Genomic DNA, 15,407 nt, shown 5'->3' with positions numbered 1-15,407 from the left:
ATGGGCCGCACATGCTCGATGTGCACGATATGCGCGATGGCCACGAATATCGCGCATATCGCGCGCGTACGGCCCTTCGGGCGCCCCGGCCGCCTCAGGCGTCGTCGAGGCCGCGCTCGATGGCGTACCGGACGAGCTCCACCCGGTTGTGCAGCTGGAGCTTGCCCAGGGTGTTCTGGACGTGGTTCTGCACCGTGCGGTGCGAGATGACCAGGCGCTCGGCGATCTGCTTGTAGCTGAGCCCCTTCGCGACGAGGCGCAGGACCTCGGTCTCGCGTTCGGTCAGCTGCGGGGCCTTCGGCTCGTCGGCGCCGGCCGCCGGGGCGGGCTCGGAGGCCAGCCTGCGGTACTCGCCGAGGACGAGGCCGGCCAGGCCAGGCGTGAAGACGGGGTCGCCGACGGCCGTCCTGCGGACCGCGTCGATCAGCTCCTCCGTACTGGCCGACTTGAGGAGGTAGCCGGTGGCGCCGGACTTGACCGCTTCCAGGACGTCGGCGTGCTCACCGCTCGCCGAGAGGACGAGGACCCGCAGCTCGGGGCGGGCGCCGACGAGCTCCTTGCAGACCTGGACGCCCGGCTTGACCGGCAGGTTCAGGTCCAGGACGAGGACGTCGGGGGCGGCCGCGCCGGCACGGCGCACTGCCTGCTCCCCGTCGCCGGCGGTGGCGACCACGTCGAAGCCCGCCTCGGCGAGGTCGCGGGCGACCGCGTCCCGCCACATCGGATGGTCGTCGACGACCATCACCTTGATCCGCTGCTCGCTCACTTCTCCCCTGCCTTCCCCCGTGGAACCTTCAACTCGACTTCCGTGCCCTGGCCGGGGACCGAGATCAGCTCGGCCGAACCGCCCAGATCCCGCAGTCTCCCCCGGATGGACAGGGCGACGCCCATCCGGCCCTCGCCCCAGGCCTCCGCGAGGCGGCCCTCCGGGATGCCGGGGCCGTCGTCCCGGACGGTGACGACCACCTCGTCCGGCCAGTCCTCGATCAGGATCCACGCGTGCGCGTCCTCCCCGGCGTGCACCCGGACGTTGTCCAGGGCGGCCCCGACGGCGGTGGCCAGCTCGCGGGCGGCGGGCGGCGGCAGGAGGACCGGGGCGCCGGGCTCGGAGAGGGTCACCTGGGCCCCGGCACGCGGGGCGAGCAGGACGCGGAGGTCGACGGGGGTGTCGTCGTCCGGTTCCTCGTCCACCTCGACGACCCGGACGAAGGCGCCCTCGGACTCGTCCTCGGAGACCAGGCTGGGGCGGGTGAGTCCACCCGCGACGAGGGCCCGGAGGGCGACCTCCTGCTCCCCCGCCATCCTGGCGATCTCGGCGGCCTCGCCTCCCATCGCCATACCGCGCCGTTTCACCATCGCGAGGACCTGGAGGACGCTGTCGTGGATGTCCCGGGCGAGCCGCTCCCGCTCCCGGGTCGCGGCCTCGATCTCCAGGGCGCGGGCGAGGGTGCGCTCGGAGGCGCGGGCGACCTCGACGACGTAACCGATGGCGATGGAGGCGACCCAGACCAGGAGCACGTTGTGGAAGGTGTCCCGGCTGGGGTGCCCGCGCTCGACGATGTTGGCGACGGCGACCAGGGAGGAGGCGACTCCGGCCCAGCGCCAGCCGCCCTTGAGCGCGAACGCGAGGACCGATCCTGCCGTCCATATCGACGGCAGGGTGGGGCCGTCGATCGACTGGGCGTGGGTGTCGGCGAGCGGGGTGAGGAGGATGCCGGCGAGGGCGAGGGCGAGGTCGGCGACGAGGAAGCGCCTGGTGCAGCCGGCCGCGTTCGCCACCTTGGGGAGGGTGGCGAGGGTCCAGCAGCACAGCACCGCCAGATAGGCGACGGCCAGCCAGGGCCGCTCGTACCGCTCCCGGCCGAAGACGAAGATCAGCACCGCGTAGACCATCGTCAGGACGCGGTAACCGGTCAGCGCCCGCCACAGCGGCTGCTCTACCGACATGCGCACGACACGCTCGCGCTTGGCCATCTCCCCACCCCCCGGAAAACCCCTCGCGGGGACTTACGCGCCGGACTCTTCCCGAGCGGCGATCTCGGCCTTGACGGCCTCCTTGGCCGCCTTCTCCGCCTCCGCGATCTGCCGCTTGGCGGCCGTCGCGTAGATGTCGACGTACTCCTGGCCGGACAGCTTCATGATCTCGTACATGACCTCGTCGGTCACCGAGCGGAGGATGAAGCGGTCGCCCTCCATGCCCTGGTAGCGGGTGAAGTCCAGCGGCTTGCCGATCTTGATCCCGGGGCGCATCAGCTTGGGGACGACCTTGCCGGGCGGCTGGATCTTCTCCGTGTCGATCATGGCGACCGGGATCACGGGCGCGCCGGTGGCCAGGGCGACGCGCGCCAGACCGCCGGGCTTGCCCCGGTAGAGGCGGCCGTCGGGCGAGCGGGTGCCCTCGGGGTAGATGCCGAAGAGGCCGCCGCCCTCGATGACCTCGATGCCGGCCTTGATGGCCGCCTCGCCCGCGCCGCGGGCACCCGAACGGTCCACCGGGAGCTGGCCGACGCCCTTGAAGAAGGCGGCGGTGAGCTTGCCCTTCACACCGGGGGTGGTGAAGTACTCGGCCTTGGCGATGAAGGTGACCTTGCGGTCCAGGACGGCGGGCAGGAAGAAGGAGTCCGAGAAGGACAGGTGGTTGCTCGCGAGGATCGCGGGGCCCTCGGCGGGGATGTTCTCCAGACCCTCCACCCAGGGCCGGAAGGCGAGCTTCAGGGACCCTCCGATGGAGAACTTCATTGCGCCGTAGATCAACTCGCCATGCCTTCCGTGTGCCGTCGCCCCGACTTTATCCCGTACCGGCACACGGCCCCCGCTACGGCCCTGGTCGGTGTCGGTCCGGTCGCGTACCGTGAAGGTCCTTCCCCACTTTCCGTCGCTCCGGCGCACCCGCAGACGCCGGAGTCGCAACCGAACAGGAGACCCCGGTGCCGGTCCTTCCCGGAGCCGAGCCGTACCGCCATGAAGGCGGAGAGGTCGGCGTCCTTCTCTGTCACGGATTCACCGGTTCCCCGCAGTCGATGCGCCCGTGGGCCGAGTACCTGGCCGAGCGCGGCCTGTCGGTGTCGGTGCCGCTGCTGCCGGGCCACGGCACCCGCTGGCAGGACATGCAGCTCACCACCTGGCACGACTGGTACGCGGAGGTGGACCGCGCCCTGCGCGAGCTCCTGGAGCGGTGCCGGACCGTCTTCGTCTTCGGCCTCTCCATGGGCGGGGCCCTCACCCTGCGTCTCGCCGCCCAGCACGGCGACGCGATCCGGGGCATCGTCCTGGTCAACCCGGGGAACAAGGTGCACGGCCTCGCCGCGTACGCGCTGCCCGTCGCCCGCCACCTGGTCCCGTCCACGAAGGGCATCGCCAGCGACATCGCCAAGGAGGGCGTGGCCGAGGTCGGCTACGACCGGGTGCCGCTGCACGCCGCGCACTCCCTGCGCCGGTTCTTCCAGACGGTGGACGCGCAGCTCCCGCAGGTCACCCAGCCGGTGGTACTGCTCCACAGCCCCCAGGACCACGTCGTGCCGCCCGTCGACTCGGCCCGGATCCTCTCCCGGATCTCCTCGACGGACGTCAAGGAGGTCCTGCTGGAACAGAGCTACCACGTGGCGACGTTGGACCATGATGCGGAGCGGATCTTCGACGAGAGCCTGGCCTTCGTCGAGCGTCTGGCCCCGGATCTGGTCGACGGGAAGGGGAGCAGGAGCGGTGGCTGAGCAGCAGGACGGCCCGGAGCGGGAGCCGCAGCCCATCGACGAGGAGGCGGCCTGGGCCGCGATCGTCGCCGGGTACGGCGAGGAGCCCGCGGACCCCCCGGGGACGAAGCCGTTCCGGCCCGTCGAGAACCTGCAGCTGCCCGAGCCCGAGGAGGACGAGGACGGGCCCGCCCAGGAGATCCGGCCGGTGAAGGGCACGGCCTGGAAGCCGAGGCCGAAGCCGGTGGAGCCCGAGGACGACGCGGACGAGGACCCGGAGGCGGGCCCCGAGCGGCCCGCGCTCGGCAGCTCGATCGTGTTCGCGCCCGGGGTGCAGGTGGGCGGCCCGCGGGACTACTCGCCGGCCGAGCCGGACGACGCGGCGGGCGGCGCCGACGAGGGCCACTTCGTCCCGCCGGAGCCGCCGCCGCTGCCCGAGGCGGACACCACGACCAAGTTCGCCTGGCTCGCGGTCGTCGGCGGCCCTGTCCTCATGCTGGTCGCCGTCCTGCTGCAGTGGGACATGACCTGGTGGCTGACGACCCTCTGCGTGGGCGGCTTCCTGGGCGGCTTCGCGACCCTGGTGGCCCGCATGAAGCACGACGACGATGACGACGGCTTCGACGACCCGGGGCGCGGGGCGGTCGTGTAGCAGGCCTCAGCTCGCGGGGACCCGGACCGCCGCCAGCACGGGAAGGTGGTCGGTGGCGGCCCGCAGGTCGGCCGGGTCGAGGTCCGTCGGGACGCCGCAGCCGAGGAACTCGATGCCCGGGGTCGCCAGGATCGCGTCGATGCGCTGGTGGGGGTCGGTGGGCGTCGAGGTGTGCTCGCCGCCCCAGGGGCTGACCGCCCAGCCGTCCCGGAGCTCCTTCGTGAGGCGGGTGAAGGCGGGGCCCCCGGGGCGTTCGTTCAGGTCGCCGGCGACGAGGGCGTGCGGGGTGCCGAGGGCGGCGACCCGGTCGAGGACCATCCCGGCCTGGGCGTACCGCTCGTCCTTCCGCAGGCTCAGATGACAGCTGACCACCCCGAGCCGGGCCCCGGCGAAGCGGACGACGGCGGTCGCGAGGCCGCGCCGGTGCAGGCCCGGTGTGAGCGGCAGCAGGACGTCCTCGGTCCGCTCCACGGTGGCCCGCAGGGAGCAGAGCAGCATCGGTCCGGCCGCGGTGGCGCCGCCGCTCAGGATGACGAGCTCGCTCTTGGCCGCGAGCCGGGCCGCGTGTTTGCGCCAGCGGAAGAAGCGGGGCGCCTCCTGGACGAAGACGAGGTCCGGGGCGCAGGCGCGGATCACCCGGGCGAGGGCGTCCTCGTCGTCGCGCATCGAGCGGACGTTGTAGCTCAGGACCCGGAGGACGGCCGAACCGTCGCTCTCGGTGCGGGAGTTGGGCAGCTCACTGATCGCCATGACGGCCAACATACGACGACCGCCCGCCGCGTCCGAGAGGACGCGGCGGGCGGTCGTCGTATGGCTCCGTACCGGGTTCAGCCCTGGCGGGCGAGGTCCGCGGCGCCGACCAGGCCGGCCTTGTTGCCGAGCTGGGCCGCGAGGACCTGCGCGTGCGGGCGCCACTGGCCGCCGATCAGCCAGCGGCGGAAGGACTTGCGGATCGGGTCGAGGACGAGGTCGCCCTCGTCCGAGACGCCGCCGCCGACGATGAACGCCGAGGGGTCGAAGAGCGAGGCCAGGTCGGCGAGACCGGCGCCCGCCCAGCGGGCCAGCTCGCGGAAGGAGTCGACGGCCACCGGGTCGCCGGCGCGGGCGGCCTGGCTGACGTGCTTGCCCTCGATGCCCTCCGGGGTGCCGTCGCCGAGGCCGAGGAGGGTCTCCGCGCGCTCCGGCGTGGCGTTGGCGCGCTGCTTGGCGTAACGGACGAGCGCGCGCCCGGAAGCGTACTGCTCCCAGCAGCCCTGGCTGCCGCAGCCGCACAGCAGACCGTCCGGGACGACCCGGATGTGGCCGAACTCGGCGGCCACGCCGAAGCGTCCGCGGCGCAGCTTGTTGCCGATGATGATGCCGCCGCCGAGGCCGGTGCCGAGGGTGATGCAGATGACGTCCTCGTGCCCCTTGCCGGCGCCGAACTTGTACTCGCCCCAGGCCGCCGCGTTGGCGTCGTTCTCGACGACCACCGGCAGGCCGACCCGCTGCTCGACCTTGTCCTTCAGCGGCTCGTGCCGCCAGTCGATGTTCGGCGCGAAGAGGACGGTGGCACGCTTGTCGTCGACGTAGCCCGCGGCTCCGATGCCGACGGCCTCGATCTGGTACCCCTTGCCCGCCTCGGAGACCGCGGCGCAGATGGCGTCGACGATGCCCTCGGGGGTCGGCGGGGTGGGCACGGTGTGGGTGTCGAGGATGTTGCCCTCCTCGTCGACCACGCCGGCCGCGATCTTCGTGCCGCCGATGTCGACGCCGATGGTGAGTCCCATGTGTCCCTCAGTTTTCGGTCGAGCCCCGCTAAGGCCAACCGTACCCGAGGGGAGATGGCCCGCCGGTCAGTCGAGGTCGATGTGCTGGCCGGTTCCGGGCCCCTCGTCGTCCTTCTTCCGGGGTGTGTCCGGGTCTGCGTCCCGGCGCGGGTCGTCGTCCTCGGGGACGGTGCCGCCGCCGCGGGTCCAGCGGCTCTCGTGGCCCTCGACGGCGGAGCGGTAGGCGGCGAGCAGCTCGCTGCCGGCGGCGGCGAGGTGGTCGAAGACCTGCGGGTTGCGCTCGATGACGGGCTCGACGACGGCCTTCGCCTGGTTGACGAGCTGCTGCACGGTCTGCGCGGCCTGGCCGCCGAGGAGCGGGGCCCCGAGGCCGCCGGAGACCTTGTCGGCCACAGCCTCGAAGAGCCTGCGGAACTCCTCCGCGGGCGAGCCGGGCTCGGTCGCGCGCTGCGCCCGGCGGCGGGCCTTCTCCGCCTCCAGGTCCTCGGCACAGGCCTTGGCCCAGGCGTCCGAATCGCTCATGGCGTACTCCTCAGTGGCTGCGTACTTCGACGGTACACGCCACCTCAGGGGGTGCGGGGCCAGAGCCCGGGGTCGGGGGTGAAGCGCACCCGGAGGTCCCCGTCGACGAGCCCGGCGCCGGTGACGGTGCAGCGGCGCAGGGCGCCGGGGAGCGGGACGCCGCGGCGGAACGCGCCGACGGTCAGGAGCAGTTCGTCGCCGCGGCGGACGAGCGACAGCTCCTCCTTGACGGCGCCCGGCAGGGGGATGTGCCAGACGAGGACGCCGTCCTCCACGCGCCGGTCCTCGACGGCCCACTCCGGTACGGGGTCGGTCTTCTCCGGCCGGGGGGACGCGAGGAGGACGAGGTCCTCGGCCCCGCGCGGGGCCCGGCCCAGGTGCGGGAGCTCGTACAGCTCTCCGGCGCCTTCGGTACGGAGCTCCGCGAGGTACCGGTGCTGTTCGGCGGTGAGCCCGGCCAGCCAGGGGTCCTCGGAGCCGGCGGGGAGGATCCGGTTCGCGACGACGGCGCCGAGGGCGAGGCGCTGGACGGCGAGCCCGAGCCGGGCGGTGCGCAGGACGCGGGCGGCGGCGGGGCCGGGCTCGACGACCAGGCGGACGGTGGTGGCCGGGGCCTCGACGACCGCCTGGACGGCGGCGAGCTCGGCCTCCCAGCGGGCGGTCGTCTCGTACAGCCACTGCGCGGGCATCGGGACGCCGGCGAGCTGCGCGAGCATCGGGCGCAGGGCGCGGGCGGCCTGGCGCTCGGGGGGCAGCAGTCGGCGCAGGTAGCGGCGGAGCTGCCCGGGGAGGGCGAGGAGGGCGAGGGCCTCGTCGAGCGGGGGAAGGTCGACGACGGCGAGGTCGTGGTCGCCCTCGGCGGCGTCGCGCAGGGCGCGCAGCAGGGCGAACGGGCGGCTGCCGGGGAGCTCGGTCAGCTCGGCGTCCTCGAAGGGCGCGGCGCCGAGGAGGTCGAGGGCGGCGGCGGAGCGGGCCTGGAGGGCGAGGAACTCCCGGCGGAAGTCGGCGCCGGGCTGCGGACGCAGGACGCGGAGCCCCTCCATGGGCTCCGCGGCCTCGGAGACGAGCAGCACCCGACGGCCGGCGCGGGCCTCGGCGAGCGCGGTACCGGCGGCGAGGGTGGTACGCCCGGCCCCGCCGGGACCGGTGACAAGGATGATCCGCATGCGCCCGAACTTACCGGGCCCCCGCTGTGGGCCTGCGCCCCGCCCGTGTGGGCAATCGTCCCGCAGGGCGATGGGGGTCCCTCTGCTCGAGCGAAGCCGAGAGCTCGGGGGAGGGTGGGCGCACGGGACGGCGCCCTTCAGCGGCGCCTCCGCGTTCCGCGCCCTGGCCCGCACCACGTGCGCGCCGTCGCTCGCGGTGCGGGTCCGGGCTCGGGAACCTCTGGCGCCGGCACGGGCGCCGTCCCGTTGTGCCCACCCGTTCCGCCCCGGCGGAACGCATGCCCACAACGGCGGGGGCGCCGCCCGGCAGGGCTTACGCGCCCGACTCCACCCGCTTCTTCAGGCCGTCCAGCGCGCGGTCGATGATGACCTTCTCCGCCTTGCGCTTGATCATGCCGAGCATGGGGATCTTGACGTCCACCGTCAGCTGGTAGGTGACCTCCGTGCGGTCGCCGCCGAGGGGCTTCAGGAGGTAGGAGCCGTCGAGGGAGCGGAGCATCTGGGACTTGACCAGGGTCCAGCTGACCTCGTCGGACCCGGTCCAGGTGTACGCGAGGGTGTGGTCGTCCTTGATGGCGCCCGCGTCGAGGAGGAGCCGGACCTTCGAGGCGCGCCCGGCGTCGTCGGTCTCCAGGACCTGGGCCTCCTTCACCTCGCCGGTCCACTCGGGGTAGCGGGCGAAGTCGGCGATCACGCTCATGACGTCGGTCGGCGCCGCCTCGATGGTGATGCTCGAGCTGGTGTGTTCGGCCATCGCGGTGGCTCCTCCACTGTGCGGTCCGGCGGAAGTAAAGGCGGAAGCAAAAGGGCACAGACGTGCCGACGGAAGGCTATCGCGCCCCCGCGCCCGCGCCGTCACCACTCCAGGGCGAAGGGCCTGCCGGTCGAGGCGAAGTGTCCGACGTTCACGCACTCGGTCGCGCCGATGCGCATCCGGCGGGCGAGCGGCTGGTGGACGTGGCCGAAGAGGGCGTACCGGGGCCGGACGCGGTGGATGGCGTCGAGGAGGGCCCGGCTGCCGCGCTCGAAGCGGCGGGCGACGGTGTCGTAGGTGAGGTCGGGGACGTCCGGCGGGATGTGGGAGCAGAGGACGTCGACGTCGCCGAGGGCCTCGACCTTGGCGGCGTACTCCTCGTCGGGGATCTCGTACGGCGTGCGCATGGGGGTCTGCAGGCCGCCGCCGACGAAGCCGAAGACCAGGCCGCCGATCTCGATCCGCTGCCCGTCGAGGACGGTCGTCCCCGGTCCGGCGAAGTCGGGCCAGAGCCGGGGGATGTCGACGTTGCCGTAGGTGGCGTAGGTGGGGGTGGGGAAGGCGGCGAAGAGTTCGGCGTACTGGCGCCGGACGGCGGCCTCGATGGCGGTGTCGCGGTCGACGTCGAGTCCGGCCCAGAGGCTGCGGCCGAGGTCGCGGGCCTCGTCGAAGCGACGGGCGGTCCGCAGTTCGACGAGCCGGGTGGCGTTCTCGGCGCCGAAGAGGTCGGGGAAGATCCCCCGGCTGTGGTCGGCGTAGTCGAGGAAGAGGACCAGGTCACCGAGGCATATGAGGGCGTCGGCGCCCTCTCCGGCCTTGGCGAGGTCGCCGGCGTTGCCGTGCACGTCACTGACCACATGGACTCGCATGTGCCCACCTTAGGGGGTGTCACCTGCGGTTACTTGGGAGTCGTGAAACCGGTGGATTACTGTGCGGAGAGCATGGTCACGCATATGTGACGCACGGAACATCTGGCCGGGACCCCCTACCGGGAACCGTGTACTGGCGAGTAACGTCCGGGCAGTCCACCAGTCGTGCTCACCCCCACTGAGCACCTGCCCGATCATGGACTTCACCGGTGCATCACACAGAGCCGTGGCGCCGGCGCCCGATGAGGAGCAGCAGTCTTGCGCGAGTTCAGCCTTCCGGCCCTGTACGAGGTCCCCACGGACGGCAACCTGACGGATCTCATCCGCCGCAACGCCTCCCAGCACCCAGACGTCGCCGTGATGGGGCGCAAGGTCGACGGCGTCTGGACGGACGTCACCGCCACGCAGTTCCTCGCCGAGGTCCGCGGGGTCGCCAAGGGTCTGATCGCCGAGGGCGTGGAGCCGGGCGACCGGGTCGCGCTGCTGTCCCGTACGCGCTACGAGTGGGTGCTCCTCGACTTCGCCATCTGGAGCGCGGGCGCGGTGACCGTGCCGGTGTACGAGACGAGCTCGCCGGAGCAGATCCAGTGGATCCTCGGCGACTCGGGCGCGAAGCTGGTGATGGCCGAGAGCGCCGCCCACCAGGCCTCGGTGGAGTCCGTGCGGGATCGGCTCCCGGAGCTCAAGGGCATCTGGCAGATCGAGGACGACGCGGTCGCGCGGCTCACGGCCACCGGCGCGGACGTCTCCGACCAGCTGCTCGACGCGCGCATGTCGGCGGCGAACGCGGACGACCCGGCGACGATCGTCTACACCTCGGGCACGACCGGCCGCCCCAAGGGCTGTGTCCTGTCCCACCGGGCCTTCTTCGCCGAGTGCGGCAACATCGTGGAGCGGCTCAAGCCCCTCTTCCGTACGGGCGAGTGCTCGGTGCTGCTGTTCCTGCCGGCCGCGCACGTCTTCGGGCGGCTCGTCGAGGTCGCGTCCGTGATGGCGCCGATCAAGCTGGGCTGCGTCCCGGACATCAAGCACCTCACCGACGAGCTGGCCTCGTTCCGGCCGACGCTGATCCTGGGCGTGCCGCGCGTCTTCGAGAAGGTCTACAACTCGGCGCGGGCGAAGGCGCAGGCCGACGGCAAGGGCAAGATCTTCGACAAGGCCGCGCACACGGCCATCGCGTACAGCCGGGCGATCGGCACCCCGCAGGGTCCGTCCTTCGGCCTCAAGCTGAAGCACAAGGTCTTCGACAAGCTGGTCTACAGCAAGCTGCGGGCGGTGCTCGGCGGTCGCGGCGAGTACGCGATCTCGGGCGGCGCACCGCTGGGCGAGCGTCTCGGACACTTCTTCCGGGGCATCGGCTTCACGGTCCTGGAGGGCTACGGCCTGACGGAGTCGTGCGCCGCGACGGCGTTCAACCCGTGGGACCGGCAGAAGATCGGCACGGTCGGCCAGCCGCTGCCGGGCTCGGTGGTGCGGATCGCCGACGACGGCGAGGTGCTGCTGCACGGCGAGCACATCTTCACGGAGTACTGGAACAACCCGGCGGCGACGGCCGAGGCGCTGGCGGACGGCTGGTTCCACACGGGTGACATCGGCACGCTCGACGAGGACGGCTACCTCGCGATCACCGGCCGCAAGAAGGAGATCCTGGTGACGGCGGGCGGCAAGAACGTCGCCCCGGCGGTCATCGAGGACCGGATCCGGGCGCACGCGCTGGTCGCGGAGTGCATGGTGGTCGGCGACGGGCGTCCGTTCGTGGGCGCACTGGTCACGATCGACGAGGAGTTCCTGGGCCGCTGGGCGAGCGAGCACGGCAAGCCGGCCGGTTCGACGGCGGCGTCCCTGCGGGAGGACGCCGAGCTGATCGCCGAGGTCCAGCGGGCGATCGACGACGGCAACGCGGCGGTGTCGAAGGCGGAGTCGGTCCGCAAGTTCCGCATCCTTCCGGCGCAGTTCACGGAGGAGGCGGGCCACATCACCCCGTCGCTGAAGCTGAAGCGGAACGTGGTGGCGAAGGACTTCGCGGACGAGATCGAGGCGATCTACACGAAGTAGGGGCGAGTACGGGAAGGGCCCGGGGCGATCGCATCGTCCCGGGCCCTTCCCGTACGTCCTACAGCAGCTCGCGCAGCCGCTCCGCGAGCAGGTCCCAGCGCCAGCGGTCCTCCACCCAGGCCCTGCCCCGCTCGCCCATGCGGGCGCGGAGCTCGGGGTCGAGGAGGAGGGTGGCGACGCGGTCGGCGGTCTCCTCGGCGGACTCGCCGCGGACGACCCAGCCGGTCTCGCCGTCGAGGACGGCGTCGGGGGCGCCGCCGGAGTCGCCGGCGACGACGGGCAGGCCGGTCGCGGAGGCCTCCAGGTAGACGATGCCGAGGCCCTCGACGTCGAGACCGCCGCGCCGGGTGCGGCAGGGCATGGCGAAGACGTCGCCGGCCCCGTAGTGGGCGGGCAGCTCGGACCAGGGGACGGCGCCGGTGAAGCGCACGGATCCGGCCACGCCGGTCTCGGCCGCGAGGCGGTGCAGGTCCTTCTCGTACGGTCCGCCGCCGACGATCAGGAGGACGGCGTCCGGCACCCGGCGGAGGATCTCGGGCATGGCCCTGATCAGGGTGTCCTGGCCCTTGCGGGGGACGAGCCGGGAGACGCAGACGACGACCGGGCGGTCGCTGAGCCCGAGGCGGGCGCGGACCTCGTCGCCACCGGAGTCGGGGTGGAAGGTCTTCTCGTCGACGCCGGGCGGGAGCTGGACCATGCGGCCGGCGGCGGCGGGGGTGAGGGCGGTCGCGATCCGGGAGCGGGTGTACTCGCCGAGGTAGGTGATCGTGTCGGTACCCTCGCCGATGCGGCGCAGCAGCTGCCGGGCGGCGGGCAGCTGGGCCCAGCCGGCCTCGTGCCCGTGCGTGGTGGCGACGAGCCGGCGCGCGCCGGCCCGGCGGAGCGCGGGGGCCATCAGGCCGAGCGGGGCGGCCGCGCCGAACCACACGGACTCGCAGCCGTGCTCGCGCAGGAGCGCGGTGGCGCGGGCGGTGACCCGAGGAGTCGGCAGCAGCATGGTGGTGCGATCCCGCACGACCGTGAAAGGCTGTTCGGCGTCGAACGCGGCCGTCGCCTCGATCCCTTCGCGGCTGCGCTTCCACGTGGAGGCGTAGACCACGATCCGGTCGGGGTCCAGGCGGAGGGCCATGTTGTGCAGGAAGGCCTGGATTCCGCCGGGACGGGGCGGGAAGTCGTTGGTTACGATCAGGGTCTTGTGCATCGTGGCCGACAGTACGCGATCGCCTGCACCACCCGGCAACACGCCTGCCCCGCCACCGCGGGCCGGCAGGACCACGACCGACTGCCCCCGCCACCGCGGGCCGACAGGACAAGGACGCGACAGTGACGACGGGTGCGGCGGGGAACGGGTCACGCACGGGTCTGCGGCTTCCGCTCGGCCTCTGGGGTCTGTCCCGGGCCATTCTGCTGCTCGTCGTCTTCAAGATCGTGGTGATCCCCGGACCGGACGTCACCTTCGACGTCTCGAACATCTACCAGGGCTGGTACGAGGTCCTGCGGACGGGCACGTACCCGCTGGACGACGTCACCTGGCAGTACCCGCCGGCCGCGGCGTTCGCCGTCCTCGCCCCGGGGCTGCTGCCGTTCCTCGGCTACGCGAGCGCCTTCTTCCTCCTCGCGTTCCTCTGCGACGCGCTCGTCTTCGGGCTGCTCCTGCACACGGGCCGCCGCTCCGGCCGCTCGCTCCGGGGTGCCTGGTTCTGGCTCGCGGGCGTCCCGCTGCTCGGCCCGACGGCGTACGCCCGGTACGACGTGATGGTGACCGCCGTCGCGGTGGCGGGGCTGCTCGCGGCGGGCCGGAGCCCGCGCGTCCTCGGCGCGCTCGCCGGTTTCGGCGCGGTCCTGAAGGTGTGGCCGGTGCTGCTGCTCGCGGGCAGCCCGAAGGGGCGGGCGACCCTCCGCTCCTGGTCGACGGCGGTGGGCGCGGCGGCGGCGGTGCTCGCGTTCTGCGTGATGTGGATGCCGGGGGCGCTGGCCTTCCTCGGGTTCCAGCGCGACCGGGGCACGGAGGTCGAGTCGCTGGGCTCGATGGTCTTCCACGTCGTCCGGCACTTCGGCTGGGACGGCGAGGCGCGGATGAACTACGGCTCGATCGAGTTCCTCGGGCCTCACGTGTCCACGGTCTCGACGGCCGCCCTCGTCCTCACGATCGCCGCGTTCGGCTGGCTGCTCGTGTGGCGGATCCGGGCGCGCCACTTCGGCTCGTCGACGGTGGCGGACGCGGCCTTCGTGGCGGTGCTGCTGTTCACGACCACGAGCCGGGTGCTCTCCCCCCAGTACATGCTGTGGCTGGTCGGCCTGGCGGCGGTGTGCCTCGCCTACCGGTCGAGCCGGATGCGGCGGCCCGCGCACCTGGTGCTGTGGGCGACGGCGGTGACGCAGTTCGAGTTCCCGGTGTGGTTCTCGCACGTGACGCGGAGCGATCCGCTGGGCGTGGCGGTGCTGTTCACCCGGAACGGTCTGCTGATAGCCGCCACCGTCATCGCCTGCCGGATCCTGTGGCGCCACACGGTGACGGAACCGCGTCTCGCCGAGGGCGCGAGGATCCCCGCGCAGGCGACTCAGCCGGAGCGCGAGAAGGCCCTCTCCGGCACCCGCTGAGACTTCCGGGGGGCCGTGACCGTACGGCGGTGCAGCAGGCCGAGCGCCGCGCACTGGGCCGCCATGGCGAGGGCCATGGCCAGGCAGATCCCGCCGAGGCCGAGGCGTGAGAGGGCGTACGCGAGCGGGAGCTGGACCAGGACGCCCGTGACGGTGATCCGGGCGAGGTACGGGCTCGCCCCGGTGCCCTCGAAGACGCCGGCGAGCGCGATGTACCCGGCCATGAGCAGCAGGTACGGGCCGAGGCAGCGCAGGAAGAGCGCGCCCGCGGCCGCCACCTCGGGCTCGGCGCCGAAGGCCCGCATGACGGGTCCGGCGCCCAGGAACAGCAGCGCGGCTGCGCTCGCGCCGAGGACCCCGGCGAGGACGAGGGCCTGCCGGCCGACGGCCCTGCGCTCGTCCAGGCCTGCCCCGAGGAGGTGGGCGCTGTGGATGGCGGCGGCCTGCCGGACGGCGTAGAAGGCCATGGTCGCCACGTACATGGCCTTGGTGGCGATGCCGTAGGCGGCGATCTCGGTGACGCCGAGCCGGGCGACGACGGAGACGAGCGCGAGGGCTCCGGCCATCCGGACCGCGAAGTCGACGGACATGGGCAGTCCGGTGGCGGCGGTGCGGCGCAGGGCGGCCACCGTGGGCAGGGCGGCGCGGGCGGCCCGCGCGGCCCTGAGGAGCGGGTCGCGGCGCAGGGCGACGAGCCCGGCGGCGAGGGCGACGGTCCTGCCGGTGACGGTGGCGAGGGCGGCGCCCGGCACCCCGTACGCGTGGATGAGCAGGGGGTCGAGGACCAGGATCAGGCCGTTGGCGAGGAAGGCGAGCCGCATGGGGGTGCGGGTGTCGCCGGTGCCCTTGAGGATCCCGTCGAGGACGTTCGTGGCGAAGAAGACGGCGGTGCCGGGGAGCGAGATCGCGAAGTAGGCACTGGCCAGGGCGTGCGCGGGGTGGTCCGAACCGCCGAGCAGGAGTGCGGCGAGCGGCTCGCGGAGCAGGTATCCGCCGAGGGCGACGGGCGGGACGAGCAGGGCGCAGAGGGCGGTGCCGCCGCGGACGGCGGAGCGGACGGCGCCGGGGTCGTCGGCGCCTCTGGCGCGGGCGACGAGGACGGTGGTGCCGGAGCCGGCCATGAGGACGACGCCGAGGAGCAGGTTCTCGACGTTGCCGGCGAGGGCGACGGCGGCGACGGAGTCCCCGCCGAGGCGGGCGACCCAGACCATGTTGATGATGCCGGCGGCCACTCCGGCGAGGAGTTCGAAGTAGACCGGGCGGGCGAGCCGGACGAGCGTGCGGCGGTGCGAGGACGGCGACGACAGCGACGACATGCGAAGGGACCCCC

The 15,407-nt window shown here is 73.1% G+C and carries 15 protein-coding genes; 4 read left to right on the top strand and 11 right to left on the bottom strand.

Annotated elements, in window-relative coordinates; genetic code table 11:
* Nucleotides 1–94: 94 nt before the first annotated feature.
* The 3 genes from ACFYX3_RS06315 to ACFYX3_RS06305 are packed head-to-tail and all read right to left on the bottom strand — an operon-like array spanning nt 95 to nt 2,739.
* Nucleotides 95–766 (bottom strand): response regulator, encoded by a 672-nt coding sequence (locus tag ACFYX3_RS06315; RefSeq protein WP_382651717.1) that lies wholly within the window; start codon nt 764–766, stop codon nt 95–97.
* A complete protein-coding gene (gene macS / locus ACFYX3_RS06310; RefSeq protein WP_389008739.1) occupies nt 763–1,974 on the bottom strand; it encodes a MacS family sensor histidine kinase in 1,212 nt (403 codons plus the stop codon). The genes ACFYX3_RS06315 and macS overlap by 4 nt, the downstream gene beginning before the upstream one ends.
* Nucleotides 1,975–2,007: 33 nt before the next feature.
* A complete protein-coding gene (locus tag ACFYX3_RS06305) occupies nt 2,008–2,739 on the bottom strand; it encodes a lysophospholipid acyltransferase family protein (protein WP_116161434.1) in 732 nt (243 codons plus the stop codon).
* Nucleotides 2,740–2,927: 188 nt separating this feature from the next.
* On the opposite strand from ACFYX3_RS06305, the gene ACFYX3_RS06300 reads away from it, so the two are divergent.
* Both ACFYX3_RS06300 and ACFYX3_RS06295 read left to right on the top strand, forming a co-directional pair.
* The gene (locus ACFYX3_RS06300; protein WP_376584651.1) at nt 2,928–3,710 is read left to right on the top strand and encodes an alpha/beta hydrolase; all 783 of its coding nucleotides are present in this window, start codon (nt 2,928–2,930) and stop codon (nt 3,708–3,710) included.
* Nucleotides 3,703–4,341, top strand: coding sequence for a hypothetical protein (locus ACFYX3_RS06295; RefSeq protein ID WP_389008734.1), 639 nt, complete (start codon nt 3,703–3,705; stop codon nt 4,339–4,341). Before ACFYX3_RS06300 ends, ACFYX3_RS06295 begins: the two co-directional genes overlap by 8 nt.
* 6 nt (nt 4,342–4,347) lie before the next feature.
* On the opposite strand, the gene ACFYX3_RS06290 is transcribed toward ACFYX3_RS06295, so the two are convergent.
* From ACFYX3_RS06290 to ACFYX3_RS06265, 6 genes are all read right to left on the bottom strand, one after another.
* Nucleotides 4,348–5,091 (bottom strand): endonuclease/exonuclease/phosphatase family protein, encoded by a 744-nt coding sequence (locus ACFYX3_RS06290; RefSeq protein WP_376584648.1) that lies wholly within the window; start codon nt 5,089–5,091, stop codon nt 4,348–4,350.
* Between the two features lie 77 nt (nt 5,092–5,168).
* The gene (locus ACFYX3_RS06285; RefSeq protein WP_389008730.1) at nt 5,169–6,110 is read right to left on the bottom strand and encodes an ROK family glucokinase; all 942 of its coding nucleotides are present in this window, start codon (nt 6,108–6,110) and stop codon (nt 5,169–5,171) included.
* A 66-nt stretch (nt 6,111–6,176) separates the two neighbouring features.
* Nucleotides 6,177–6,632 (bottom strand): DUF5304 domain-containing protein, encoded by a 456-nt coding sequence (locus ACFYX3_RS06280; protein ID WP_389008727.1) that lies wholly within the window; start codon nt 6,630–6,632, stop codon nt 6,177–6,179.
* 44 nt (nt 6,633–6,676) lie between these two features.
* The gene (locus ACFYX3_RS06275; RefSeq protein ID WP_389008724.1) at nt 6,677–7,798 is read right to left on the bottom strand and encodes an ArsA family ATPase; all 1,122 of its coding nucleotides are present in this window, start codon (nt 7,796–7,798) and stop codon (nt 6,677–6,679) included.
* A gap of 313 nt (nt 7,799–8,111) precedes the next feature.
* Nucleotides 8,112–8,552 (bottom strand): SRPBCC family protein, encoded by a 441-nt coding sequence (locus tag ACFYX3_RS06270; RefSeq protein WP_352025280.1) that lies wholly within the window; start codon nt 8,550–8,552, stop codon nt 8,112–8,114.
* A 101-nt stretch (nt 8,553–8,653) separates the two neighbouring features.
* Nucleotides 8,654–9,421, bottom strand: coding sequence for a metallophosphoesterase (locus tag ACFYX3_RS06265; protein WP_389008719.1), 768 nt, complete (start codon nt 9,419–9,421; stop codon nt 8,654–8,656).
* A gap of 258 nt (nt 9,422–9,679) precedes the next feature.
* Between ACFYX3_RS06265 and ACFYX3_RS06260 the strand changes: the two genes are divergently transcribed.
* Nucleotides 9,680–11,476: an AMP-dependent synthetase/ligase gene (locus ACFYX3_RS06260; RefSeq protein WP_382651737.1), complete on the top strand. Its 1,797-nt coding sequence runs from the start codon at nt 9,680–9,682 to the stop codon at nt 11,474–11,476.
* Nucleotides 11,477–11,534: 58 nt separating this feature from the next.
* Here the strand turns inward: ACFYX3_RS06260 and ACFYX3_RS06255 are convergent, their stop codons facing one another.
* Nucleotides 11,535–12,677, bottom strand: coding sequence for a glycosyltransferase family 4 protein (locus ACFYX3_RS06255; protein WP_184930048.1), 1,143 nt, complete (start codon nt 12,675–12,677; stop codon nt 11,535–11,537).
* Between the two features lie 122 nt (nt 12,678–12,799).
* On the opposite strand from ACFYX3_RS06255, the gene ACFYX3_RS06250 reads away from it, so the two are divergent.
* The gene (locus tag ACFYX3_RS06250) at nt 12,800–14,077 is read left to right on the top strand and encodes a glycosyltransferase 87 family protein (protein WP_389008714.1); all 1,278 of its coding nucleotides are present in this window, start codon (nt 12,800–12,802) and stop codon (nt 14,075–14,077) included.
* Here the strand turns inward: ACFYX3_RS06250 and ACFYX3_RS06245 are convergent.
* Entirely contained in the window at nt 14,038–15,393 is a 1,356-nt protein-coding gene (locus ACFYX3_RS06245; RefSeq protein WP_389008711.1) for an MATE family efflux transporter, read from the bottom strand. The two genes, ACFYX3_RS06250 and ACFYX3_RS06245, sit on opposite strands and share 40 nt — an antisense overlap.
* Nucleotides 15,394–15,407 lie beyond the last annotated feature (14 nt).

The sequence above is a fragment of the Streptomyces sp. NPDC002463 genome, from assembly GCF_042889835.1.
Classification (GTDB): Bacteria; Actinomycetota; Actinomycetes; order Streptomycetales; family Streptomycetaceae; genus Streptomyces; species Streptomyces nymphaeiformis.
The sequence above is the reverse complement of the archived record's forward strand: the minus strand, read 5'-3'. Positions and strand labels throughout refer to the sequence as shown.